At 62.0% G+C, this 23,936-nt stretch carries 16 protein-coding genes, 6 tRNA genes and 1 riboswitch; of the genes, 11 read left to right on the top strand and 11 right to left on the bottom strand.

What is annotated here, in order from left to right; all coding sequences use genetic code 11:
- Positions 1-27 precede the first annotated feature (27 nt).
- Both J9893_RS02970 and J9893_RS02965 read right to left on the bottom strand, forming a co-directional pair.
- Positions 28-1,071: an ABC transporter permease subunit gene (locus J9893_RS02970; RefSeq protein WP_041212459.1), complete on the bottom strand. Its 1,044-nt coding sequence runs from the start codon at positions 1,069-1,071 to the stop codon at positions 28-30.
- 2 nt (positions 1,072-1,073) lie between these two features.
- Positions 1,074-2,099: an ABC transporter permease subunit gene (locus J9893_RS02965; protein WP_010675471.1), complete on the bottom strand. Its 1,026-nt coding sequence runs from the start codon at positions 2,097-2,099 to the stop codon at positions 1,074-1,076.
- 739 nt (positions 2,100-2,838) lie between these two features.
- Between J9893_RS02965 and J9893_RS02960 the strand changes: the two genes are divergently transcribed.
- The 7 genes from J9893_RS02960 to J9893_RS02930 all read left to right on the top strand — a co-directional run bounded on the left by J9893_RS02960 (position 2,839) and on the right by J9893_RS02930 (position 10,594).
- Positions 2,839-5,445: a TonB-dependent receptor gene (locus tag J9893_RS02960; protein ID WP_210600869.1), complete on the top strand. Its 2,607-nt coding sequence runs from the start codon at positions 2,839-2,841 to the stop codon at positions 5,443-5,445.
- 102 nt (positions 5,446-5,547) lie between these two features.
- Complete coding sequence (locus J9893_RS02955; RefSeq protein ID WP_010675473.1) at positions 5,548-6,312, top strand: DUF3450 domain-containing protein; 765 nt, start codon at positions 5,548-5,550, stop codon at positions 6,310-6,312.
- Positions 6,309-7,682 (top strand): MotA/TolQ/ExbB proton channel family protein, encoded by a 1,374-nt coding sequence (locus J9893_RS02950; protein ID WP_010675474.1) that lies wholly within the window; start codon positions 6,309-6,311, stop codon positions 7,680-7,682. Before J9893_RS02955 ends, J9893_RS02950 begins: the two co-directional genes overlap by 4 nt.
- A gap of 10 nt (positions 7,683-7,692) precedes the next feature.
- The gene (locus tag J9893_RS02945; protein WP_010675475.1) at positions 7,693-8,220 is read left to right on the top strand and encodes a MotA/TolQ/ExbB proton channel family protein; all 528 of its coding nucleotides are present in this window, start codon (positions 7,693-7,695) and stop codon (positions 8,218-8,220) included.
- Positions 8,221-8,287: 67 nt separating this feature from the next.
- Complete coding sequence (locus J9893_RS02940; protein ID WP_010675476.1) at positions 8,288-8,695, top strand: biopolymer transporter ExbD; 408 nt, start codon at positions 8,288-8,290, stop codon at positions 8,693-8,695.
- A 16-nt stretch (positions 8,696-8,711) separates the two neighbouring features.
- On the top strand, positions 8,712-9,347 hold the full coding sequence (locus J9893_RS02935; RefSeq protein ID WP_043154309.1) for an energy transducer TonB: 636 nt from the start codon (positions 8,712-8,714) through the stop codon (positions 9,345-9,347).
- Between the two features lie 11 nt (positions 9,348-9,358).
- Entirely contained in the window at positions 9,359-10,594 is a 1,236-nt protein-coding gene (locus J9893_RS02930) for a tetratricopeptide repeat protein (protein ID WP_042014300.1), read from the top strand.
- A gap of 321 nt (positions 10,595-10,915) precedes the next feature.
- Here the strand turns inward: J9893_RS02930 and J9893_RS02925 are convergent, their stop codons facing one another.
- Positions 10,916-13,921, bottom strand: coding sequence for a glycosyl hydrolase family 18 protein (locus J9893_RS02925; RefSeq protein ID WP_210600901.1), 3,006 nt, complete (start codon positions 13,919-13,921; stop codon positions 10,916-10,918).
- A gap of 145 nt (positions 13,922-14,066) precedes the next feature.
- A riboswitch (cyclic di-GMP riboswitch) is annotated at positions 14,067-14,150 on the bottom strand.
- Between the two features lie 293 nt (positions 14,151-14,443).
- Between J9893_RS02925 and J9893_RS02920 the strand changes: the two genes are divergently transcribed.
- Entirely contained in the window at positions 14,444-16,585 is a 2,142-nt protein-coding gene (locus tag J9893_RS02920; protein ID WP_143237135.1) for an ExeM/NucH family extracellular endonuclease, read from the top strand.
- 460 nt (positions 16,586-17,045) lie between these two features.
- On the opposite strand, the gene J9893_RS02915 is transcribed toward J9893_RS02920, so the two are convergent.
- The 7 genes from J9893_RS02915 to gltX all read right to left on the bottom strand — a co-directional run bounded on the left by J9893_RS02915 (position 17,046) and on the right by gltX (position 19,672).
- A tRNA-Ala gene (locus J9893_RS02915) sits at positions 17,046-17,121 on the bottom strand.
- 34 nt (positions 17,122-17,155) lie between these two features.
- Positions 17,156-17,231, bottom strand: a tRNA-Ala gene (locus tag J9893_RS02910).
- Positions 17,232-17,279: 48 nt separating this feature from the next.
- Positions 17,280-17,355, bottom strand: a tRNA-Ala gene (locus tag J9893_RS02905).
- A gap of 63 nt (positions 17,356-17,418) precedes the next feature.
- Positions 17,419-17,494, bottom strand: a tRNA-Ala gene (locus J9893_RS02900).
- Positions 17,495-17,522: 28 nt separating this feature from the next.
- Positions 17,523-17,598, bottom strand: a tRNA-Ala gene (locus J9893_RS02895).
- Positions 17,599-18,109: 511 nt separating this feature from the next.
- Positions 18,110-18,241, bottom strand: coding sequence for a glutamyl-tRNA synthetase (locus tag J9893_RS21550; RefSeq protein WP_223302521.1), 132 nt, complete (start codon positions 18,239-18,241; stop codon positions 18,110-18,112).
- Between the two features lie 15 nt (positions 18,242-18,256).
- Entirely contained in the window at positions 18,257-19,672 is a 1,416-nt protein-coding gene (gltX, locus tag J9893_RS02885) for a glutamate--tRNA ligase (protein WP_043154316.1), read from the bottom strand.
- A 263-nt stretch (positions 19,673-19,935) separates the two neighbouring features.
- On the opposite strand from gltX, the gene J9893_RS02880 reads away from it, so the two are divergent.
- The 3 genes from J9893_RS02880 (at position 19,936) to J9893_RS02870 (ending at position 23,301) form a co-directional block, all read left to right on the top strand.
- On the top strand, positions 19,936-22,038 hold the full coding sequence (locus J9893_RS02880) for a methyl-accepting chemotaxis protein (protein ID WP_210600868.1): 2,103 nt from the start codon (positions 19,936-19,938) through the stop codon (positions 22,036-22,038).
- 99 nt (positions 22,039-22,137) lie between these two features.
- Positions 22,138-22,797: a LysM-like peptidoglycan-binding domain-containing protein gene (locus J9893_RS02875; protein ID WP_124812691.1), complete on the top strand. Its 660-nt coding sequence runs from the start codon at positions 22,138-22,140 to the stop codon at positions 22,795-22,797.
- Between the two features lie 294 nt (positions 22,798-23,091).
- Positions 23,092-23,301, top strand: coding sequence for a cold-shock protein (locus J9893_RS02870; protein ID WP_005297820.1), 210 nt, complete (start codon positions 23,092-23,094; stop codon positions 23,299-23,301).
- Between the two features lie 554 nt (positions 23,302-23,855).
- Here the strand turns inward: J9893_RS02870 and J9893_RS02865 are convergent.
- A tRNA-Gly gene (locus tag J9893_RS02865) sits at positions 23,856-23,931 on the bottom strand.
- Positions 23,932-23,936 lie beyond the last annotated feature (5 nt).

Below are 23,936 nucleotides of genomic sequence, written 5' to 3'. Positions count from 1 at the left end.
CGATGTGCCCTGGCAAGGCGCCACCGCTCACTGATAACGGGTAAATTTGCGCGGATCGAACGCCTCCCGGATGGCCTCCCCGATGAAGGAGACCATGATGAGCACCAGGCTCACCGCCGCCACCACCGAACTCACGATCCAGATGGCGTCGAGGTTGTTGATCCCCTGGGAGAGCAGCTCCCCCCAGCTCGGGGTCGGCGGCGCCAGGCCAAAGCCCAGGTAGTCCAGCGCCGTCAGGGTGGAGATGTTGCCCACCACGGCAAACGGGGCCAGGGTGACGATCATCATCAGGGTATTGGGCAGAATGTGGTTGAAGATGATGCGCCGGGTGCTCGCCCCCTGGGCCCGCGCCGCCATCACGTAGTCCCGCGCCCGCTCCTTGTAGGTGAGGGTGCGCATGTACCAGGTGATCCCCATCCAGCCAAACAGCACGTTGATACCGACGAACAGGCCGAAGTTCGGCTTGGCCAGGGAGACCAGGATCATGATGACGTAGAGGAAGGGCACCTGGGACCAGATCTCGATGAAACGCTGCATCAGGAGATCGAATCGACCGCCGAGGAACCCCATCATGCAGCCGATGCTGACCCCGATGACATAGCTCGCCACCAGCGCGATGAAGGCAAAGCCGATGGCGATGCGAAAGCCGTAGACCAGCCGTGCCAATACATCGCGACCGCTGGTGTCGGTGCCGAGGAAGTGGCGCTCCGCCAGGCTCGGGGCATAGGGCGGATAGGCTTCCTCCTTGAAGTCCTGCTCATAGGGGTTCCAGGGGACCAGGGGCAGCAACACCCAATCCCCCTTATCTTCCTTCGCAAATTGGCTCTTGAGCTGGCGGTAGTTGGTCTCGTACTCGTAGTCGAGCCCGAAGTGCTGGCCCGGGATCACGTCCCCATAGGTGGGGAAATAGAGCTCCCCCTGATAACTCACCGCCAGGGCCCGGCTGTTGACCAGCAGTTCCGCCAGCAGAGAGATGACCACCAGGACCGAAAAGATGACAAAGGAGTAGTAGCCGCGCTTTATCGACTTGAAGCGCTTGAGTTTTTTCAGCGTTACCGGATTCAGGTTCATGCTCACTCTCCAAACCGCACGCGGGGATCGACCAGGGCAACGCAGATGTCGGAGACAATGTTGCCCACCAGCATCAGCATGGAGGTGATGGCCAGAATGCCCATGACGGTGGGGTAATCCCGCTCGACGATGGCCTCATAACCGAGCAGGCCGATGCCGTCGATGTTGAAGATGGTCTCGATGAGGAAGGAGCCCCCGAAGAAGACGGTGAGCACCGACCCTAAGTGACTCGCGATGGGGATCAGGCTGTTGCGCATGGCGTGATCGGTCACCGCCTTGCGAAACGGCAGCCCCTTGGCCACGGCGGTGCGCACATAATCCGCCGACAGGTTCTCCATCAGGCTATTCTTCATGGTCATGGTGAGGATGGCGAAATCCCCGATGGCGTAGGCGATGAGCGGCAGCAGCGCGTGGGCGAAGACGGTGCGGATCTGATCCCAGCTGCTCTCCATACCGTCAAACTCGTCCCCCGGGAAGCCCCCCATGGGCAGCCACTCCAGATGGAACGCAAAGACGGTGATGAGGAAGATCCCCACCACGTAGGCGGGCAGCGCATAGGCCATGTAGATGAGCATCGAGCTCAGGGAATCGAAGCGGCTGTTGTGCCTGAGCGCCTTGGCCACCCCGAGCGGGATGGAGACGGCATAACTCAGCAGAAAGGTGGCGAGCCCGAAGAAGGCGGTCACCGGCAACCTCTCCTTGATGAGATCCCACACCGGCTCGTAATAACGGGTCGACTCCCCGAGATCCAGCACCGCCAGCTTCTGCAACCAGTCCCAGTAGGCGACCAGCATGGGCTTGTCGAGGCCGTAGAACGCCTTGAGCTCTTCAATTTGTTCGTCGGAGAGTGCCTGCGCCCCCTTGCTGCCACTGGAGCGGCCTGACTCGTTTTGCGAGACCTGCGCCTGCAGCAACATGCGCTCGACCGGGCCGCCCGGCACGAAGCGGGTGATGGTGAAGACGAGCAGGGTGATACCGAGAAACGTCGGGATGATCAAAAGCATCCGACGTAGGAAATACGACAGCATGGTGGAACCTCGTCCTTGTTGTTCTTTTATGGCCAGTCACATCCGGTGACGGGCCTATCCTTACCTGGCATTACTCACTGAATTGACTGGCATTGACAGACAATCCAGCTCGGTCACTGTAAAAGCTCTGCAACAAAAATCAAGTAGAACCCTGTCTGCGACCAGGAATGTCCCCCCGCAGCATATCCCGCGGATGATTTTTTCCAAAAAACCCAACTTCAATATAAAAAACTGCTACGCCTACCCGTCCAACTCGATTTTAATTATTAAAAAATTAATTACACAGGTGTTTTAATCCATACCAAGCATAACAAAATCAACAAGTTAAGGATAAGTCGGGTTATTTTCTCATTTACCTATAAAAGAAGAGGGATAGCCGCCCCCACCCTCCGTTCCCCGGAAAAGGCTCTCGCCACAAAAGCAGATGAAAATACTGCAAAAAACCGTTTTCTCGATATCGACACTGGAGTGACAAGCGACTTATCGATAAGTTCAAAAATAATCAATAAAATTGTAAAAATCGAACTTAACAACATCTTTACATAAGTTGACGCGGCATTTACGGAATAAAACGCCAAAAATATTCCATCAAGTGCACATTCCCATCTAATTCCCTCTACTGCCCCCATCCCCGCCGCTCCATTTGACGTCCATCACCAAACCTTGATAAGCCTTACGCACCGCTCCAACGAGGGCGGTAATGGAAGCAAACAATAAACAATCAGGAAGGATACTAGCGATGCTTAGGAAAAGCAGACTCTCTGCTGCCGTAGCGTTTGCCTTGGCGAGCGCGGCAGTTGTGGCCACCCCTGTCCTGGCCGAAGAGGGCCAGAACGTAGAAAAACTGCAAAAAATCAAGGTCACCGGCTCCCGGATCTCCCGGGTCGATGTGGAAGGCTCCACCCCGGTCGTCTCCGTGACCAAGGCGAAAATCGAGCAATCCGGTCAGCAGACCGTCGCCGATTACCTCAAGCAAGCCTCCTACAACTCCTTTGGCGGCGTCTCCCCTGCCTCCGGCAGCTCCTTCCAGTCCCAATCCACCGTCGGCCTGCGCGGCCTGGGTTCCGAGCGTACCCTGGTTCTGCTGAACGGCAAGCGGGTAGCGGGTTCCCCCACCATGGGCGGCACCTCCATCAACCTCAACACCATCCCCATGGCCGCCGTTGAGCGGGTCGAGGTCAACCTGGACGGCGGCTCCGCCATCTATGGTTCCGACGCCATTGGTGGCGTGATCAACGTGGTGCTCAAAGAGGGCTACGAAGGGCTGGACTTCCAGGGCCGCATTGGCTCCCCGAGCGAAGAGGGCGGCGACGAGAAGAGCGGCTCCATCGTGGCAGGGGTGGCCGGCGAGAAGGGCTCCCTGATGGCGGTCTACGAGCACGACAAGAAGGACGTCATCTACAGTCGCGATCGGGACTATCTTGCCAAGCAGGGCAACGACTCCCCCAGCGCCTACGGCCGCAACGTGGAGGGGATCACGGGTCTTGACGCCAACGGCGACCCCATCTGGAAATACGGCCCCCTGGCCGGCGCCACCAATGCCGACGGCTCATGCAAGGAGCCCTTCGTCGGCTTCGAGGGCGGCTGTAACTTCAACTACGGCCAGGTCGCGGCCACCACGGCCTCCCGCAGCCGTGACACCCTGTACGTAAACGGTCGCTACCACATCAACGACAACGTGGACTTCGTGCCGCAGATCATCGGCTCCCGGGTCGAGAGTTTCGGCCGCTTCGCCCCGGCCGCCGGTGCCTTCACCATTGACCCGGCCAACCCGAAGAACGCCCAGTTCTTCGCCGACAACGGCCTGGATGCCGCCGCCACCCAGGGTCTGGGTGAGGCTGCCTACGCCTACTACCGCTTCAGCAACATCGGTCCCCGTGACAACTATGTCACCGACACCACCGGCAGCATGAACCTCGGCTTCGAAGGCACCATCGCCACCGAAAGCGTCGGCGACATGCAGTGGAACGCCGGCTACATGTACTCCAAGACCGACAACAAGGAGAACGGCACCGGTTACGTGCTGAAGTCCGCCGCCAAGCAGGCGATCGCCGACGGCAAGTTCGTCGGTGGTGAGTTCGATGCAGAAAGCACCAAGGCGATGACGGCCGACACCAGCCGCCGCTCCACCATGGACTTCTACCAGTGGTACGCCGGGGTGCAGTGGGACATGGGTGAACTGCCCGCCGGTCCGGTCAGCTGGTACGCCGGTGCCGAGTACAACGACTGGGTCTATGCCGACAAGTACGACGCCCAGTCCGAAGCCGGCAACATCATCGGCTCCGCAGGCAACTCCTCCGGTGGCGTGCGCGACGTGACTGCCGCCTACATCGAGTCCCTGGTGCCCATCACCGAGCAGATCGAGCTGAACGTGGCCGGTCGCTTCGACAAGTACAGCGACTTCGGCAGCGCCTTCTCCCCCAAGGCGAGCCTGCGTTACCAGCCGCTGGACAACCTGATGCTGCGCACCTCCTGGTCCCGTTCGTTCCGCGCCCCCAGCCTGAGCGATCTCTACTCGGCTGATTCCGAGTCCGCCGACTGGGCGAAGGATTACGTCTACTGCGAGGCCAACGGCATCTCCGCGGCAGACTGCCCGAACCGCCAGTACACCACCACCCGTACCTCCAACGAGGATCTGAAGGAAGAGACCGCGGACACCTGGAACTTCGGGGTGGCCTACAGCCCGGTGGATGACCTGAACCTCTCCCTGGACTACTACACCATCAAGATCGAGGACGTGATCCAGCTGAACTCCCTGCAGTCTCTCATCTATGACGAACTGAACAGCGGCAGCTCCAGCAGCATCACCCGCAACAGCCAGGGCAAGATCGGTAGCGCCATCGCTCCCATGGTCAACCTGGGGACCCTCGAGACCTCCGGCCTCGACCTGAAGGTGGATTACACCTACGACCTGAACTACGCCACCGTGCGTTATGACCTGGGCGGTACCTACATCCTGAAATACAAGGAAGGTCTGTACGCCGGTGGTCCCGTCATCGACAAGATCGGCCAGAACGGTCTGCCCCAGATGCGCTTCAGCTCCGGTGTGGGTATCAACGTTCCCCAATGGTGGAACATGGATACCTACCTGAGTGCGAATTACATCGACTCCCAGAGCCAGGACTACATCGCCAATACCGGTGAGGAAGTGGGCCACATCGCGTCCCAGACCACCTGGAACCTGAACGTCGGTGTGGAAGCGCCCTGGAACGGCAAGATCCAGGTCGGCGTGAAGAACATGTTCAACGTGGGCCCGTCCCTCGAGAGCGATGGCTTCACCTATGACGACGAGCTCTACAGCATCGACGGTCGCATCTACTACCTCGACTACAGCCAGAAGTTCTAATCCACCAGCAAACCACAAGCCGGCCCGTTCGGGCCGGCTTTGCCCAAGGTCCCAAGGAAGTTACGGAGATAGGGTAATCCTATGAAGACAAGGACAATTACAATGAAGAAAGCGCTCCTCGGCAGCCTGATTTCGGCTGCCTTGCTGACCAGCTTCAATCTGAGTGCCGCCACCGCCGGTCAGGCCGTGGACGCTCAAGCCGCCACCGACAATGCATCCAAAGTTTCCCAGCAGAAGATCGACAGCTACGCCGAGTCTGCCGAGTCTGCCCTGGCCCAGTACAAGGCCGCCCTGCGCCAGGTGGACAGCCTACGCGCCTACAACGAGCAAGTGGGCAAGATGGTTGACTCCCAGAGCGCCGAACTCGCCTCCATGCAAAAGCAGATCGCCCAGATCGACCAGACCAGCACCGAAGTGGTGCCCCTGATGCTCAAGATGATCGACTCCCTCGAGCAGTTCGTCTCCCTGGACCTGCCGTTCCAGAAGGTGGAGCGTGAGGACCGCGTGGCGGCCCTGACCGATCTCATGAACCGGGCCGACGTCACCATCTCCGAGAAGTACCGCAAGATCCTCGAGGCCTACCAGATCGAGGAGGGCTTCAGCCGCACCATCGAAGCCTACAAGGCGAGCCTGGACAAGGATGGGGACGAGAAGACCTACGAGTTCCTGCGGGTCGGGCGCATCGCCCTGCTCTACCAGTCCCCGGATGGCAACGAGACCGGCATGTGGAACAAGAAGACCCGCCAGTGGGAAGTACTGCCCCAGGAGTATCGCAGTGCGGTTGAACAAGGCCTTCGCATCGCGAAGAAGCAGGCGCCCCCCGCCCTCATCAAGCTGCCGGTTCAAACTGCGGAGAAAGCATCATGAAAGGAATCAAACTTGCCATCGCCTCGCTGATCGCGGGCGCTACCCTGGTCACCCTGCCGGTGACCGCCGCCGAGAAGCCGGTGGATCTCAACGCCCTGCTCAATCAGGTCAAGGCCGCCAGCACCAGCGAATCCCAGCTCAACAAGGAGCGGGAAGCCCGTTTCCTGGCTGACAAGAACGAACAAGGGGCCCTGCTCGCCAAGGCCAAGGCGGATCTCGCCGCCGAAGTCGCCAGGGGCGAAAAGCTCAAGGCCACCTTCGATGCCAACGACAAGCAGCTCACCGAGCTGACCGAAACCCTGCGCCAGCGCTCCGGCAACATGGGCGAGATGTTTGGCGTGCTGCGCCAGTTCGCCGGTGAATTCAAGGGGATCTTCAACGCCTCCGCCCGCCGGGTCGAACATCCCGAGCAAACTGCCCTGCTGACTCGCCTGGCCGAGAGCAAGGAGCTGCCCTCCAGCGATGACCTGACCGCCTTCTGGACCACCACCCTCAGCCGCATGGTCGACGGTGGCAAGGTGAGCCAGATCCCGGCCACCGTGGTCTACGGCGAGGGCAACCAGGCCCAGAAGACCGTGACCCAGATCGGCGAGTTCAACACCGTCTCCGAAGGCAAGTACCTCACCTTCGTGCCGGAGACCGGCAAGTTCGAACAACTCTCCCGCCAGCCCGAGAACGCGGTGCTGGAACCGGTCGCCAAGTTTGAACAGGGTGGCGGCAGCGTCGAACCCATCTTCATCGACCCGTCCCGTGGCGTGATCCTCTCCCTGCTGGTGCAGTCGCCGACCCTCAAGGAGCGCATCGATCAGGGTGGCTCCGTGGGCTACGTGATCCTGGCGCTGGGTGTCATCGGTACCCTGCTGGCCCTGTTCTGCGGTGCCCGTCTCTCCCTCATCGGCGGTGCCATGCGCAAGCAGCTGAAATCCGAGCAGATCATCAAGGGCAACCCCATCGGCGAGATGCTGGGAGCCTACCAGGATCACCGGGGTGACAACATCGAGGATCTGGAATCCAAGCTCGACGAGATCATCCTGCGCAACGTGCCCAAGCTGGAGAAGGGCATCAGCCTCATCAAGCTGATCGCCTCCGTCGCCCCGCTGCTGGGCCTGCTGGGTACCGTGGTCGGGATGATTGCCACCTTCCAGGCCATCACCCTGTTCGGTACCGGCGATCCCAAGCTGATGGCGGGGGGTATCTCCGAGGCCCTGGTCACCACCATGCAGGGTCTGGTCGTGGCCGTGCCCATGCTGTTCCTCTACACCATCGTGCAGACCCAGAGCCGCCGTCTGATCCAGGTACTGGAAGAGCAGAGCGCCGGTTTCGTTGCCCGTTATCAGGAACGTCTGCACGCCGCCAAAGCCGCAGCCTAAGGAGTCACCCATGTGGTTCTGGTTGATTGAAGAAGTCGAGTCGGTCCGCCGGTTTCTGGGATTGGGGGGCGACGTGCTGGTCGCCCTGTTCTTCCTGACCCTGATGATGTGGGCCCTGCTGCTGGAGCGCTGGTTCTACTTCATGGCGGTCTATCCCCAGCAGGTGAAGCAGACCAAGACGGCCTGGCTGGCCCGCACCGATCACCTCTCCTGGTCTGCCAGGCAGATCCGCCGCGAGCTGGTCTCCCGGGTCGCCATGGCGGTGGACAAGGGGATGCCGGTCATCAAGGTGCTGATCGCCCTCTGCCCGCTGATGGGGCTGCTTGGGACCGTGGTCGGCATGGTGCAGGTGTTCGATACCCTGGCCATTACCGGCACAGGCTCCCCCAGGGCGATGGCCTCGGGGATCTCCAAGGCGACGGTACCGACCATGGCGGGCATGATTGCCGCCCTTTCCGGCCTGTTTTTTGTCAGCCGGCTCGATCACAAGGCCAAGTTGGCGGTGCAGAAGCTGGAAGACAACCTGAAACACGGCTGATGCAGGATGCACATCCCCGGCCGGGCCATGCCCGCCGGGGCACAGAACAAGCAAGGAGTTTTTTGCCATGAGAAAACGTCACAGCGACAGCGGTGCTGACGAGGCGGCCATCGATTTGACCCCCATGCTGGACATCGTGTTCATCATGCTGATCTTCTTCATCGTCACCACCTCGTTCGTCAAGGAGTCCGGCGTGGAGATCAACCGCCCGAGCGCCAGCACGGCCGAGACGGTGAAGAAGGGGAACATCATGGTCGCGGTCCGCGAGAACGGCCAGGTCTGGGTCGACAAGCGCATCGTCGAAGTGGGCGCGGTGCGTGCCAACATCGAGCGGCTGCGGGCGGAGAACCCGGAAAGCGCCGTGGTGATCCAGGCCGACAGCGAATCCCGTTCCGGTCTGGTGGTGCAGGTCATGGACCAGATCCGCATGGCCGGTGTCCAGAACATCTCCATCGCCGCCGACAAGAGCAGCTGATGCCGGAGCGAATGCCATGAGATACCTGATATCGTTAGCGGTCTCCTGCGTGGTGGTGTTCTTCCTGTTTCTGGGAATGAACAAGCTCATCACGCCGGATCACCGGGAGCTGACGGAGCGGGAGGACGTCACCATGACCGACTTCATCCGCCTCAAGCCTCAGGAGACCTTGCAAGAGAAGCAACGGGAACTGCCCAAGCCGCCGCCCCCGAACCGCCCGCCGCCCCCGCCCGAGATGGAGGTGGCGAGCACGGACAGGCCGAAGATGGACAGCTCCCCCATGGATATGCCCAAACTCGACATCCCGGTCAACATCGGTGGCGGCAACGCCCTGGGTGCCTACAGCACCGGCGGCGGTGGCGGCGGCATGGGCGGCAACAACGGCGCCATCCCGATGGCGACCTTCGAGCCCATGATGCCCCGCAAGGCGGCCCTGGCCGGTCTTGCGTCCGGCAAGGTGCTGGTGGAGTTCACCGTCACCGAGCGCGGTACCGTGAGCAACATCCGCATCGTCAAGGAAGAGCCCCGCAGCTATGACCTCGGCAAGGCGGCGCGCCAGACCATCGCCAAGTGGACCTTCAAGCCGGCCATGGTGGACGGCAAGCCGCAGGCCAGTCGCATGCAGCAAGAGATCGAGTTTGCGACCAACTAAGGAGGGTGGCGATGAAAAAGTTACATACCCTGATCCTCGCCCCGGTGGCCATGGCGGTGCTGCTCAGCACCGCCACCTGGGCCGCCGAACAACCCGCCCTGTCTGACCGCGCCTACCGCGCGGTCAACAAGGCCCAGGCGTTGATCACCGAGAAGAAATACGGCGAGGCCAATGCCAAGCTGCAGGAGGCGCTGTCCGGCGCCGGCGAGCGGGTCTACGACAAGGGGGTCATTTTGCAGACCCTGGGCTTCGTGGCGGCGCAGCAGGAGAAGTACGGTCAGGCGACCAAGTACTTCGCCGACGCCATCGCCACCGGCGGCCTGCCGCCCCCGGTGGCCCAGCAGGTGCGCTACAACCTGGCCCAGCTCTACATGGCGGAGGGGAACTTCAAGGGTTCCATCAACACCATGAAGGAGTGGTTCGCAAACCTCGGCAAGGACGAGAAGCCGACCCCGCACGCCTACATCACCCTGGCCAACGCCCATGTGCAGCTCAAGCAGTACAGGGAAGCCATTCCGGCAGTGGACAACGCGATCAAGCTCTCCGCGGGCAAAGCGCCGGAGTCCTGGTACCTGCTGAAGATGGCGGCCCACTACGAGCTGAAACAGTACAAGCCGGCTACCGAGGTGCTGACCGCCCTGGTGGACCGCTACCCGGAGAAGAAGAAGTACTGGACCCAGCTCTCGGCCATGCACATGCAGGCGGGCAACGATGCCAAGGCCCTGGCGGCACTGGAAGGGGCCTACAACCTCGGCATGCTGACCGAGGCCAACGAGTTGCAGCGGCTCGCCAACTACCTCGCCTTCGCCGGCATTCCCCACCGCGCCGCCCGCGTGATGGAGAAGGCCATGAAGGAGGGGCAGATCGAGAGCACCGCGGCCAACTACAAGACGCTGGCCAACTACTGGCATCAGGCCAAGGAGCTGGACCCGGCCATCGACACCCTGGCCAAGTCCTACAAGCTGGCCCCCAATGCCGAGCTGCAGCTCAAGATGGCGCGCATGATGATCCAGAGCAAGCGCTACCAGGATCTGGTGGCCTTCGCCGCCAAGCCTGCCGCCAACGCCAGCGGCGAGCAGCGGGCGGATCTGAAGTTCCTGACCGGGGTCGCCTATTTTGAGCAGCAAAAGCCCAAGGAGGCGCTCTCCGCCTTCACTCAGGCCGCCCAGAATGGCAACGTCAGTGGTCGTGCTTCCCCCTGGATCAGCTTCTTGAAAGAGCAGCAGGGCGGCGCCGTCACCCAATAAAGCTGCGCGGCCCGGCTGGCGGGGCGGGGATCTTCCCGACTCGGCATCCGGGCCGCGACACATCGACAAGGGGGTCACCCCGCAGATTGCCTTGGTGGCAATTGGCCGCTCTTCGGAGCGGTCTTTTTTATGGCACCGCCCCTGCCCTTTTCCCCTCCTTCTCCTGATACAAGGCACAAAAAAATCCGGAGCCTGGGCCCCGGATTGGGTCGTTGCGTTGGGAGGGGGCAACCCCTTCAACAGGTCATCAGTCACTGCATACCAGCGTCCAGCTGCCGTCGCCCGCTCTGAGCTCGCGGCTGGTACAGCAGCCGGGACAACTCAGTAGCTGCATATCAGTTTCCAGCTGCCATCGCCCGTCTTGGGCTCGCTGCTGGTCCACCAGTTGGCCTGCCACACCGCCTTGCCGTTGGTCATGCGGTCGTTACCATTGGCGTGATCCCCGCGCGGCCAGGTCGGATAGGCATTGTAGTCCGCCGGGTTGACGTTCTGGCTGGCACAGGTGGTGCCACCGCTGCCGCCGTCACCACCACCACTGCTGCCCAGCACCGCCTCGGCCAGGGCCGGGAAGTCGGACTTCAGACCTATGGTCTGGCTGCCGGCAATCAGGCGCATGCCGCTCGGCACGCCGGCGGCCGGCAGGTAGTAGGTCATGGCCACTTCCACGTCGGTGCCCGGCGTCCAGGCTTTCCAGGCCGGCAGCGTCAGAGCCACCTTGTGGAAGTCCTTCTCATTGGCGATGCCGTCCGAGTTCTGGTTGCCACCGCTCTCCACCACTTTCAGCCCCATGCCGCTCTGGTCGGTGATGGTGTCTGAGGTGGAGGTGGGGACCAGGAACTCGATGCGGGTGCCGCCCGGAATGGTCTGGGTCGATTTGTTGGTGAGCTTGAGGGTCGGGTTGATCGGGTAGTTGGAGTCCCCTTCCTTGAAGCCGGAGAGGCTCACGCCGATGTCGAGCTGGGCGGCCGGAGCCGGCAGATCATTCTGCTTCAGGGCCGCCTTGTCGGCCTTGCTGAACTTCTCGTAGGCGAGGCTGGTGAGGGTGCTGCCCATCACGTACTCGTTCTTCGCGGCGTCGAAGTCATAGTCCCCCGCCATCTCCCAGAACATGACGCCCCCCAGGCCACGTTTGACGATGTAGTCGAGCTTGTGACCCATGGACTCTTCATCTTCGGTGGAGAGGAACACCTTCTTCTGCTCGTTCCAGAGCCAGGGCGCATGGGCCTTGTCGTCGTAGTAACGCACATACTGGCCTTGCATCACGTGGGCCGGGTTGTTGGGATCCAGACCCCAGGCCTGGCCGTAGCTCGGCAGGGTGGTGATGCCGAGGCTGGCGGCGTGCTCCAGGTTCTTGGCATGCCACATGGGCACGGCGCCACCGCCAATCTCCTTGCCGTTCTTGTCAAGGTCATGCCAGATGTTGTCGATGCCCACCGCCCCGTTGCCGCACGGAATGGTGCTGCCACCGGTGCCCGGCTGGCAATCGCTCTGGCTCGGCAGCGCCGCCTTGCCACCCAGACCGTGGGTGCCACCGGTGACCCCCTGCCAGCCACGGGTGTAATAGGGCACCCCTATGTTGATCTTGCCCGCCGCCAGGGCACCACGGAAGTAGTGGGCCGCCCAGGCGGAGTTGAGATAGCCGATGCCGCCAAACTGGGCCTGGGTGTAGACACCCCACTGGGACAACTCGGGATCCGCCTTGTTGTCGAACAGGGCGGCGTTGTGACCGACAAAGTGGTTCCAGGCACCGTGGAAGTCATAGGTCATCAGGTTGACGTAGTCGAGGTACTGGGTGACCAGGAAGTTTTCCATGCCGCGCAGCAGGTAGGCCGAGGCCGGCGAGGCGATGGTCAGCATGTACTTGCGACCGTCCTCGGTGCCGGCGCTGTCGAGCTTGTTGCGCAGGGTCTTCATCAGCACTTCATAGTTCGCAAAGAGCTTGCTGCGACACTGGTTGGAGAGCGGGAAGTCGTTGGGGTTGCCCGCATCCTTCATGGAGGTGGGGTACTCGTAGTCGATATCCACCCCATCGAAGCCGTACTGGCGGATGAAGCCCACGGCCGAGTCGGCAAAGGCGTTGATGCCGGCGGTGTTGACCGAGCAGTCGCCCTTGGTGGTGGCGGCGTAGAAGCCGCGGGTATCGGCCCAGCCCCCGACGGAGATGAGGGTCTTCACGTCCGGGTACTGCTTCTTGTACTTGGACAGCAGGTTGAAGTGACCCTGATAGGCAAACTCCGGATCCATCTCGGCGCCCGGCACCCCGTTCCAGGTCAGCTTGGTGGCGGCGTCATCCACCTTGATGGTGTGACTCTGCTCGTCCACCGCCGCGAAGGCGTAGTTGATGTGGGTGATCTTGTCCCAGGGAATGTCGCTCACCAGGTAGGCGGGCAGGCCGTTCTTGCCGGTGCGCCAGGAGGTGAAATACCCGATGACGCGGCGGCCGTGGTCATCCCCCATGCACTCGCTGCCGTCGGCGCGGTAGATCTGACGCACGTCGCAGGAGAGGTTGCCGCCGGTAGGGGGCAGCGCCGCCTCTTCCACCTGCACGTCCACCTGGGCCGACTCGCCAGAGCGGTTGGTCTTGTCGGTCGCCACCAGCTTGAGGCCGGTCAGCCCCTTGTTCTGGGGCGTCCAGCTCAGCTGCCAGGGGGCGCTGGTGTCCTCGCCCACCTTCTGGCCATTCACGAAGAGCTCGACCTTGGCGACGTCGTCATTGGCGTCGGTGACATTGCCGCTCACGGTGAGGGCGCGGCCCAGGGTCACCCTGGCACCGGCGGCGGGGCTTGCGATGCTCACCCTGGGCGCCTCTGGCGCCACCACGGCGGCGACCTTGAAGCTCGAATCCGCCTCGCTCAGCACCTTGCCGTCTTTATCCAGCGCCCGGGCCTTGAGGGCGTGATTGCCCGCACCGGCGGCAGACCAGCTGGCACTCCAGGGAGAAGCCGTGGCGGTGGCGACCAGGGTGCCGTCGATGAGGTATTCCACCCGGGCGAGCGCCGTGACCGGGCCGCTCAGCGTCACCGCCAGGGCCACACTGGCCCCCTCACTGACGCTGGCACCCACGGCGGGGGAGCCGATGGCGACGACCAGGGACGGTGGCGGCACCTCGCCACCATACAGCTTCCAGGCATCGGCCCAGACCACACCCACCCCGGGGGCATAGTGATAGGGGGACGCGCCGCACCAACCGGAGTAAGGGAATTCCTTGCATTCATAGAGGGCGCCTGCGTTGCTGACGATGTCGCCAGCCTTGTAGGCTGTGCCGGCCTGATAGGCGGGGTAAGCGGCCTGCGCCCAGGCAGGGACGGCCGCAAGGGCGACCAGCATGGCAAGCCTGCTGGGCCTCAAGATCTGTTGCATATTGTTATCTTCCTTGTTTTGTCTTGGCTTCAATGCCGGGAAAAGCGCAATCGCAACAGGGAACAAGGGAGCGACAACAGGCCATGGACGGGCCACAAACCCTCAAGTCACCCTGGGTAACCCCGCTGTCTGGCCCGGATGGGACAGATCGGAGGCTTTGCGTCCCGGCATCACTGCCGGTTTGCCCTTTGCCTGGGTTCCGTGAGGAACGGCTCGAGTATAGGAAGCAAGTGACCACTGCTCAATCTTTATTCTCGAAGGAAAATATGTGAATGCTGGCCGCCTCACACTTTTCGCTCCTACCTGATGACAAATAGATCATCAATATCAAACTGTTAGCCACGTCAAAAAATGGCAAATGGGCTCCTTTGTCTCCTCATAATGTGCGTTGGTTCACTGGTCAGAGCTGCCAGAAATGTGACAATGCGCGCCCTTGGCCACGATGCCAAGGCTATGGAAACACTGGCAAAAATAAAAAAAGGAATACCCATGAAAGGAACACCTACCCTGCTGTCGCTGGCCGTGGGGCTCGCGCTCGCGTCCCCGTCTCTCTACGCCGCCGGCTTCAGTTGCCCGGCCGACAGTGCCCTCACCCCCATCCCCGCCATCCAGGGCAGTGGCGACAAGAGCCCCCTCGTCCCGGACGATCAGTTCGAAAGCGCCCAGAGCGTCTCGGTCAAGGCGGTGGTCTCGGGTCTGGGGGAAAGCCTCAACAAGGGCTTCTACCTGCTGGATGTGCAGGGGGACGGCAACCCCGAGACGTCGGACGGCATTTTCGTCTACCTCAACGACAAGAACTTCGCCAGCAAGTACCCGGATATCCAGCCGGGCGCCCTGGTCTGTCTGGAGGCCAAGGTCGAGGAGTATTACGGCCACACCCAGCTCAAGCCCCTGTTTGACGGCAGCACGCCGCGCCTGACGACCCTGGCCCAGGGCGCCGCCCCGGCCGCCACGGCGCTGCGGGTACTGGAGGGGGAAACCCTGGCCCGGGCCCTGGAGCGTCACGAAGGGATGCGGGTACGCCTTGACGCCGACAGCGCCCTCCAAATCAGCCGCAACTTCAGCTACGACTATGCCGCCCGGCGCAACAACCTGGTGCTCGCTCACGGCGCCCCGCTGATGAAGCCGACCCAGCTCCATGTGGCAAGCAGCCCCGAGGCCGTGGCGCTGGCCGAGGCCAACGCCAGCAACCGGGTCTTCCTCGAGTCGGACGTCAAGGCGGGGGACGGCAAGCTCCCCTGGCTGCCCGCCTGGGAGCCGGAGCAGGGTTACCTGCGCATCGGCGATGCCCTGGTCAATCTGGAGGCCATGGTCGGCTACAGCTACAACGAGTACCGCCTGATCGTGCCCCGGGATCAGACCATCACCGCGGGGGATCTGCTGCGCACCAGCGACAACGACCGCCAGAGCGCCCCGGCCCGCCTGGATGGCACTGACCTTCGCATCGGCAGCTTCAACGTGCTCAACTACTTCACCAGCCACTCCAGCGTGGGGGGCGCCCTCAACGTGCTCTGCGCGGATCAGGCGGATGCGGACAGCGCCAAGGGCTGCAACCGCGGCGCCAAGAGCCTGGAGGAGTTCCAGTTGCAGCGCGCCAAGATCGTCAACGCCATCACCGAGATGGACGCCGACCTGCTCGGCCTGATGGAGATGGAGAACAACGGCTTTGACGAGCACGCCGCCCTCCACGATCTGGTGGAGAGCCTCAACGCCAGGCAGAAGGAGGCGAGCAAGCACTACGCCTTCGTCACCCTGCCCAAGGCCCTGCTCACGGAGGATCGCTTCTTTGGCGGCGACGCCATCATGGTGGCCATGATCTACCGCCCCGCCCTGCTCACCCCGAGCGGGGATGCCGACGTCATCCCCCTGCCCCAGCAGCGCTACACCACGGGCGGCGTCACCAAGAGCGCCGGTCAGCGGGACTCCCTGGTCCAGCGCTTCACCGTGGCGGGCAGCGACGCCCCCCTGACCCTGGTGGTCAACCACCTCAAGTCCAAGGGGTCGGGCTGCTATGAAAACGGAGATGGCAAGACGGAGCCTGCGGACCTGCAGGGCAAGTGCACCGAGTTTCGGGTGAGCGCCGCCAAGGTGCTGGGGGAGGCGGTGAGCAAGATGCCGGGCCAGGTGCTGCTGGTGGGGGACTTCAACTCCTACGCCAAGGAGGATCCCATCCGGGTGCTGACCGACTATGCGCCGGTCGCGGGGGAGCGCCAGATCCGCTCCGCCTCCCACACCTACATCGGCGACAAGCCCTATGAGCAGATGGGCCAGACGGTGGCCAAGGGTTACGGCCTGGTGGATCTGAACGTCAAGTTCAACCAGGAGAAGGCCATCTCCTACAGCTACGAGGCCGAGCTCGGCACCCTGGATTACGCCCTCGCCAGCCCGGCGCTGGCTGACAAGGTGGTGGCGGTGGCCGACTGGCACATCAACTCCTTCGAGAGCAACCTGTTCGAATATGGCAGCGCCTACACCGGCGATCTCATCAAGTCGGACAACCCCTTCAGCGCCTCGGACCACGACCCCGTCATCGTCGACCTCAAGCTCAAGGAAGCGAGCAAGGGGGGTGGCGGCGCCATGGGCGCCCTGCTGCTGGCCCTGTTGCCGCTCGCCTGGCGGCGTCGTCGCTAAGACGCGGCATCCTCGATGCCAGGTGCAAAGCCCGCGATGATCGCGGGCTTTTTTTGTGCCAGGGCCATTTGAAAAACAAATGCAAAAGGCCACATCATGGGATTAATAAATGCCCTGTTGCCCCGTCTCACCCCTTTCCCGGGGGGCTGGCACCCTGTCGACGGGGAAACCCGGTGTTGACACCAGGGGCCGGATAGCGTATCCCGCAGGTTGCCGAACGAGCCCACCGCCACGCGGCAGAGGATGGCATCGCGCAGCCCGCGCCGTGGCCATGGCGGCATCGGCGCCAATCCTCACCCTCACCCCCGTCAGCGGCGGCCAGAGCCGCTGATGCCCTCGCGGACAGGGTGAAGCGCCATTTGCCAGACAAATGCAAAGGGCGAGATCATGGGAAATCCAAATGACAGGCAAACAAAAAGGCCACCGCGATGCGGTGGCCTTGGTGCTTTCTTGCGAAAGATGGTGGAGCTACGCGGGATCGAACCGCGGACCTCTTGCATGCCATGCAAGCGCTCTCCCAGCTGAGCTATAACCCCGATGTGTGTGAGTGACGCTGAATCACTCTGAATTTGGTGGAGCTACGCGGGATCGAACCGCGGACCTCTTGCATGCCATGCAAGCGCTCTCCCAGCTGAGCTATAACCCCAAATTCGGTACTCAATGAATGGTTCTGGCGGCCATTCATCCTCAATAATGGTGGAGCTACGCGGGATCGAACCGCGGACCTCTTGCATGCCATGCAAGCGCTCTCCCAGCTGAGCTATAACCCCACAAAGGTCGGCCTGGGTGATACACACCGCACTGCCCTGGGTACTTCATGTCAATCGGGAACCTGGTGGAGCTACGCGGGATCGAACCGCGGACCTCTTGCATGCCATGCAAGCGCTCTCCCAGCTGAGCTATAACCCCTTGGATTCCAGATTGTTCGAGGAGAATTTGGTGGAGCTACGCGGGATCGAACCGCGGACCTCTTGCATGCCATGCAAGCGCTCTCCCAGCTGAGCTATAACCCCAACTCACCTCGGCGCTACCAAAGTTATCTCTGGCAACGGAGGCGCATGATAGGCATCACCCGCTTTGCTGTCAACCCAAAATTCTCGCCCACTGGAGCGTTTAGTCAAAATTCAGGCAGTTAGCTGTTTTTACCGCCAACCTCGTCTCTATGTCGCTGTTTTACGTCGCAAATCCGCTTGAGGCCAAAATACGAAGGGCCCCCGTCAGGGAGCCCTTTTCATGCCATGGCCGATGTTTATTCAGCGGCCATGCGCGCTTCGATATACGCCAAAGCGCGGTCGATACGAGCGAGGCGCTCCTTGCCCACCAGCGCCATCACGGCGTCGGCGATGCCAGGGGACTGACCCGTACCGGCGCTCTGAATTACTCGGCGGCCATCCGCGCGTCGGTATACGTCAAAGCGCGGTCGATACGGGCGAGGACCCGCTCCTTGCCCACCAGCGCCATCACGGCATCGATGGCGGGGGAGAGATTACCCCAGACCGGTGACGGCAATGTGCGACGGCAAGCTTACTCGGCGGCCATGCGCGCTTCGATATACGCCAGGGCGCGGTCGATGCGGGCCAGTACACGCTCTTTTCCGACCAGCGCCATCACGGCGTCGATGGCAGGGGAGAGATTACCCCAGACCGGTGACGGCAATGTGCGGCGACAAGCTTACTCGGCGGCCATGCGCGCTTCGATATACGCCAGGGCGCGGTCGATGCGGGCGAGGACCCGCTCCTTGCCCACCAGCGCCATCACGGCGTCGATGGCAGGAGACTGGCCCAGACCGGTGACGGCCACACGCAGCGGCATGCCGACCTTGCCCATGCCCTGACCCAGCTCGGCGGCGGTCGCTTCAATCAGCTCGTGCAGCGCCTCGGTGGTCCAGGTCTCCAGGGCCGCCAGCTTGGCCTTGGCCAGCGCCAGCGGCTCGGCAGCCACACCGCGCAGGTGCTTCTTGGCAGCGGCTTCGTCGATGGCCTCGTACTCTTCGAACAGGTAGCGGCTCTGGGCAGCCACCTCGACCAGGGTGTTGCAGCGCTCGGCCAGCAGGGTGACCACGTCGGCCAGCGCCGGGCCATTGCTGGTGTCGATCTGCTGGTGTTCCATGTGCCAGGCCAGGTGCTTGGCCACATAGGCCGGATCCAGGCTGCGCATGTAGTGGTTGTTCAGCCACAGCAGCTTGTCGGTGTTGAAGGCGGAAGCCGACTTGGAGATGGCGTCCAGGCTGAACAGCTTGATCATCTCGTCCAGGGTGAAGATCTCCTGATCCCCGTGGGACCAACCCAGACGCACCAGGTAGTTCAGCAGCGCTTCCGGCAGGTAGCCGTCGTCGCGGTACTGCATCACGGAGACGGCGCCATGGCGCTTGGAGAGCTTGGCGCCGTCGTCACCCAGGATCATGGAGACGTGGGCAAATTCCGGTACCGGCGCGTTCAGCGCCTTGTAGATGTTGATCTGGCGCGGGGTGTTGTTGATGTGGTCTTCGCCACGCACCACGTGGGTGATCTCCATGTCCCAGTCATCGACTACAACACAGAAGTTGTAGGTCGGCGCACCGTCGGTACGGCGAATGATCAGATCGTCCAGCTCGGTGTTGGCGAACTCGATGCGGCCACGGACGTGGTCATCGAACACCACGGAGCCTTCGGTCGGGTTGCGGAAGCGGATCACGTGGGGCGCATCGGCCGGATGATCGTGGGCGCCATCCCGGCACTTGCCGTCATAGCGGGGCTTCTCGCCGTTGGCCATCTGGCCTTCGCGCAGCGCTTCCAGCCGCTCCTTGGAGCAGTAGCACTTGTAGGCGCGACCGTCAGCCAGCATCTCGTCGATGAGGCCGTTGTAGCGATCGAAGCGCTTGGTCTGGTAGTAGGGGCCCTCATCCCAGTTCAGCTCCAGCCATTCCATGCCCTCAATGATGGCGTCGATGGCCTCCTGAGTGGAACGTTCCAGATCGGTATCCTCGATACGCAGCACAAACTCACCGCCCTGGTTCTTTGCAAACAACCAGGAATAGAGTGCGGTACGGGCACCGCCGACATGCAAAAAGCCGGTCGGGCTGGGAGCAAAACGGGTTTTGACTTTCATCTTTAAGCCTTGTGTAGAGGGCCTTGGGCCAATTCGTTAAAAAAACCGTCGCATTTTAGCACCGACAATGACGGATGGGAAAACCATGGCGAGGCAGAGGGGAAAATAGGGTCTACTCCCGCAAAAACCGCTGTTTTAGAGTGATGTCTCAGAATTTTCCCTTTTTTCCCGCTTAGCTAGGCGAGGTCGCTGGAGAGATCTCCCGCACAGCCGATACTTCAGTCACCCCGTCAACGAACCCTCAACGATACAAGGAACGCGCGATGCAGTTTCGTTCTATCCAGAATCGTATCCTGGTACTGGCCGGTGTCGCCATGACCACGGCCCTGGTCATCCTGATCCTGCTCAACCAGTATTCAGGCCGGCAGACCCAGCAGCTCACCATCGACTCCAGCCGCGCCGCCCTGCAACAGGAGGCGTGGCAGAAGGTGAGTGCCAACGCCCGTGCCGAGGCCGCCACCATCACCCAGCTGCTGCAAAAGGGGCTCTCCTACACCCAGCAGATGGCCAGCGTCTTCGCCCGCCAGCAGGAGGGCAAGCTGCCGCTGGATCGCCAGCAAGCCACCGATCTGCTCAAGGCCCAGCTTGCCCTGGAGCCCCAGCTCTATGGCGCCTTCGCGGGCTTCGAACCCAACGGCTTCGACGGCCAGGACGAAAGCTTCGCCGGCCAGAGCGCGCTCGGCAGTGACGACAAGGGGCGCTTCGTTCCCTACTTCTACCGCGACAAGGATCAGATCGGCAGCGATCTGCTGCTCTCCATCGAAAAGAGCGATCCGGACGAGTTCGGCAACCCGGCCAACGACTACTACGCCTGCCCGAAACGGGAGGGGCGCCCCTGCCTCATCGACCCCTTCAAGGTGGACATCAACGGCCAGCAGGTGCTGGTGAGCACCATCACCACCCCCATCCTGGTGGATGGCCAGTTCAAGGGCATCGCCGCGCTGGATCTGGCGGTGGACTCCATCAGCCGTCAGGCCCAGTCTCTCAACAGCAACATCTATGACGGCAAGGGGGAGACCCTGATCGTCAGCGCTGCCGGCGTCATCACCGGCACCAGCGGCGACGCCAGCCTGCTCGGCAGCCGCGCCGACAAGGTGCTCGGCAACGGCTGGCAGCAGTACCTCAAACCGGACGTGCAGCGCCAGGAGCTCACCGACGCGTTCCGTATCTCGGTGCCCATCGCGGTGCCCGGCATGGCCCGCAACTGGGCCATCATCGTCACCCTGCCCTACAAGGTGGTGCTCGCGGGAGCGGACGAGCTGGCACGCCAGCTCACCGACATGAACCGCGCCGCCATGACCCAGCAGCTCATCGGTGCCCTGCTGGTGCTGGTGCTGGCCCTTGGCACCATGCTGGTCATTGCCCGCAGCATCACGGGCCCCATCCGCCAGATGGTCAGCCTGGTGGATGACATCGCCGACGGCGACGGGGATCTCACCAAGCGCCTGGAAACCCGCTCCCGGGACGAGCTGGGGGCACTGGCCCGGGGCATCAATCGCTTCATCGACAAGCTGCAGGCCTTGCTCGGGGATGTGCAGAAGACCGCGAGCGAGGTCCATCGCCACGCCGGGGACACCGACCGCATCGCCGGCCAGACCGACAACAACCTGCAGCATCACCAGGCGGAGATGGAGCAGATGCTGACCGCGGTGCAGGAGATGTCCTATGTCAGCCAGGAGGTGGCCACCCACGCCAACAACACCGCCGACTCCGCCAAGCAGGCCCAAAGCGCGGCGGACGAGGGCAAGGTACGCTTCCAGCGTGTGATCCACTCCATGCACAAGGTGGCCGCCGAGGCAGGCAAGGGAGCCGAGGTGGTGGAAGGGCTGGCTCACGACAGCGAGCAGATCACCAGCATCCTCACCGTCATCCAGGGGATCGCCGATCAGACCAACCTGCTGGCGCTCAACGCCGCCATCGAGGCGGCCCGGGCCGGCGAGCAGGGGCGCGGTTTTGCGGTGGTGGCCGACGAGGTGCGCAAGCTGGCGGGCAACACCCAGCAGGCGGTGCAAAATACCCAGGAGCTGATCGACAAGATCCGCCACAGCTCTACCAACGCGGTCAACGCCATCCAGCAGAGCCAGCAGCTGACCCATCAGGCGGTGGGGGAAGCGGATCAGGCGGAGGCGGCCCTCGGCAGCATCTTCCAGGCCATCGCCACCATCAACGACATGACCTACCAAATCGCCTCCGCCGCCGAGGAGCAGAGCTCGGTTTCCGAGACCGTCTCCGGCAATCTGTCAAAAACCAGCGCACTGGCCAACGACATCGCCAGGGACGCCACCAGTACGGCCAACGCCAGTCAGGCCTTGCGTCAGGCGGCGGAACGTTTGCAGCAATTGTTGGGTCAGTTTCGTCTCAGCTGATAATTTTCATGCTCCGGACTCTCCCCCTCGGGGACGAGTCCGTTTACCATAGGCGGCATATTTGCCTGATGGCAGGCAATGTAGTGAGAGGTAAATGCCGTGCCCACCCCGGACCGTCGCCCACGTGGCCATAACAGACGAGCCCAGCAGCGTCGCCAAGACGAATCACAAGGAACCCTGCTCCAACGTATCAACGCGGCTACCCTGCCCCTGCGCCAGCGTCTCGGCCAGGGTATGAGTGGCCTGGGTCAGCGCAACAAGGAGCCGAAGGCGGCCTCGTTCAAGCTGGCAAGCCCCCTGCCCCGGAAACACACCATAGGGTTGCTGGTGCTGATCCCGCTCTGGCTGCTGGTGCTGGCCTGGGAGCCCGCCCCCGCCGCCCCGACCACGGCGCCGTCAGGTTCTCTGGCGGTCCCCCTGGCCGTGCCGGCCCAGGCCCTGACCATCGGCAACGCCGGTGAGCTCCAGGCCGCCAAGCCCGTCGAGGAGAAAGTGGATGGCACCTGGTTGCAGCACGACGTGCAGGCCGGTGAAACCCTCTACTCCATCTTCCGCAAGTTCGAGTTGCCGGGGGCCGAGCTCAGCCGGCTTATCGCCATCGAAGGGCCGGACAGGCCGCTGACCCGGCTGCAGTCGGGCAAGTCGGTGTTCATCCTGGTGGACACCAGCCGCCGCATCCAGCGGGTCGAGGTCCGCTCTCTCGGTCAGGTCAGCTACCGCTACGACCGCCAGGGGGAAGGGTTCGCCCTCAAGGAATAAGGGGGCTCGACCACCCCCCTTATGCAGACGGGGGGCCATGGCCTCCCGTTTTTTTTGATGTGAAGCATGAAACAAGCTGCTGACTTCACAATACTTTTAGCTCGCTCAAAAAATGAAAAGTGCCAAATTGACAAGGGATCGGGCTCCAGTACAATCGGTCAGGCTTTAGACAGGGATTGTGCTACATGCTACTGGGACAAAGAGACGTGGTCAGTCATGCTTCAACCCCTGACTTCCAGGCAAATGCTGCCCAACCAGGCTTAGTTTCATTTTGTTATAGATAGGACTTACCACATGTCTGACATTCGCACCGGCCAAGTAAAATGGTTCAACGAAACCAAGGGTTTTGGCTTCATCGAGCAATCCCAGGGACCGGACGTTTTCGTTCACTTCTCCTCCATCCAGAGCGCAGGTTTCAAGACCCTGGCTGAAGGTCAAAAAGTCCAGTTCACTGTGACCCAGGGCAAAAAAGGCCCTCAGGCCGAGAACGTCACCGTTATCTGAGCCAGCGCCAGTGAACCCGTAGGAGGAGCCATCGCCCCTCCTATTTTTTTGCCCGCGATTTCCCCTCCTCGATCGGCAGAGCTCTTGCCGGACTTGCCATCCCCACCTGCAAGCCGCTTATGGCCCCCACCAGCCGCTATAAATCAAAATGATGAGTTTTGGTTAAATGCCCCGGTTTTAACTTATACCGAGCCACTGTCTGTCATTCAGGACCTGCCAAGCCTGTTAGCCGACCGCAAAGGGTTGTGCCCGATCTCCGGGAGGCTATTAGCAAGCAATACATCTTGGTCTTATGACTTGGGATGTGCGGGGAAGAGAGAAAGCAGGCAAACGCCGGATACGACAAATCATAGCGGCGCGATGTGATGGGCAATTCAAAGGGATTATGAGGACGTCGAAGAGAGATTGGAGCGGGAAACGAGACTCGAACTCGCGACCCCGACCTTGGCAAGCGCGGATCATGCTCTACCAACAGGACGCGGCAGTGATGGTACTGAGAAACTGGATTCGTGTACTTGGGGGAGAGATTGAATTCGAAGGGTTCGAAGAGAGATTGGAGCGGGAAACGAGACTCGAACTCGCGACCCCGACCTTGGCAAGGTCGTGCTCTACCAACTGAGCTATTCCCGCAACAG

Source organism: Aeromonas sp. MaB10011B (assembly GCF_017939325.1).
Classification (GTDB): Bacteria; Pseudomonadota; Gammaproteobacteria; order Enterobacterales; family Aeromonadaceae; genus Aeromonas; species Aeromonas caviae.
Note: the sequence above shows the minus strand (reverse complement) of the source record. Positions and strands in the feature narration are given on the sequence as shown.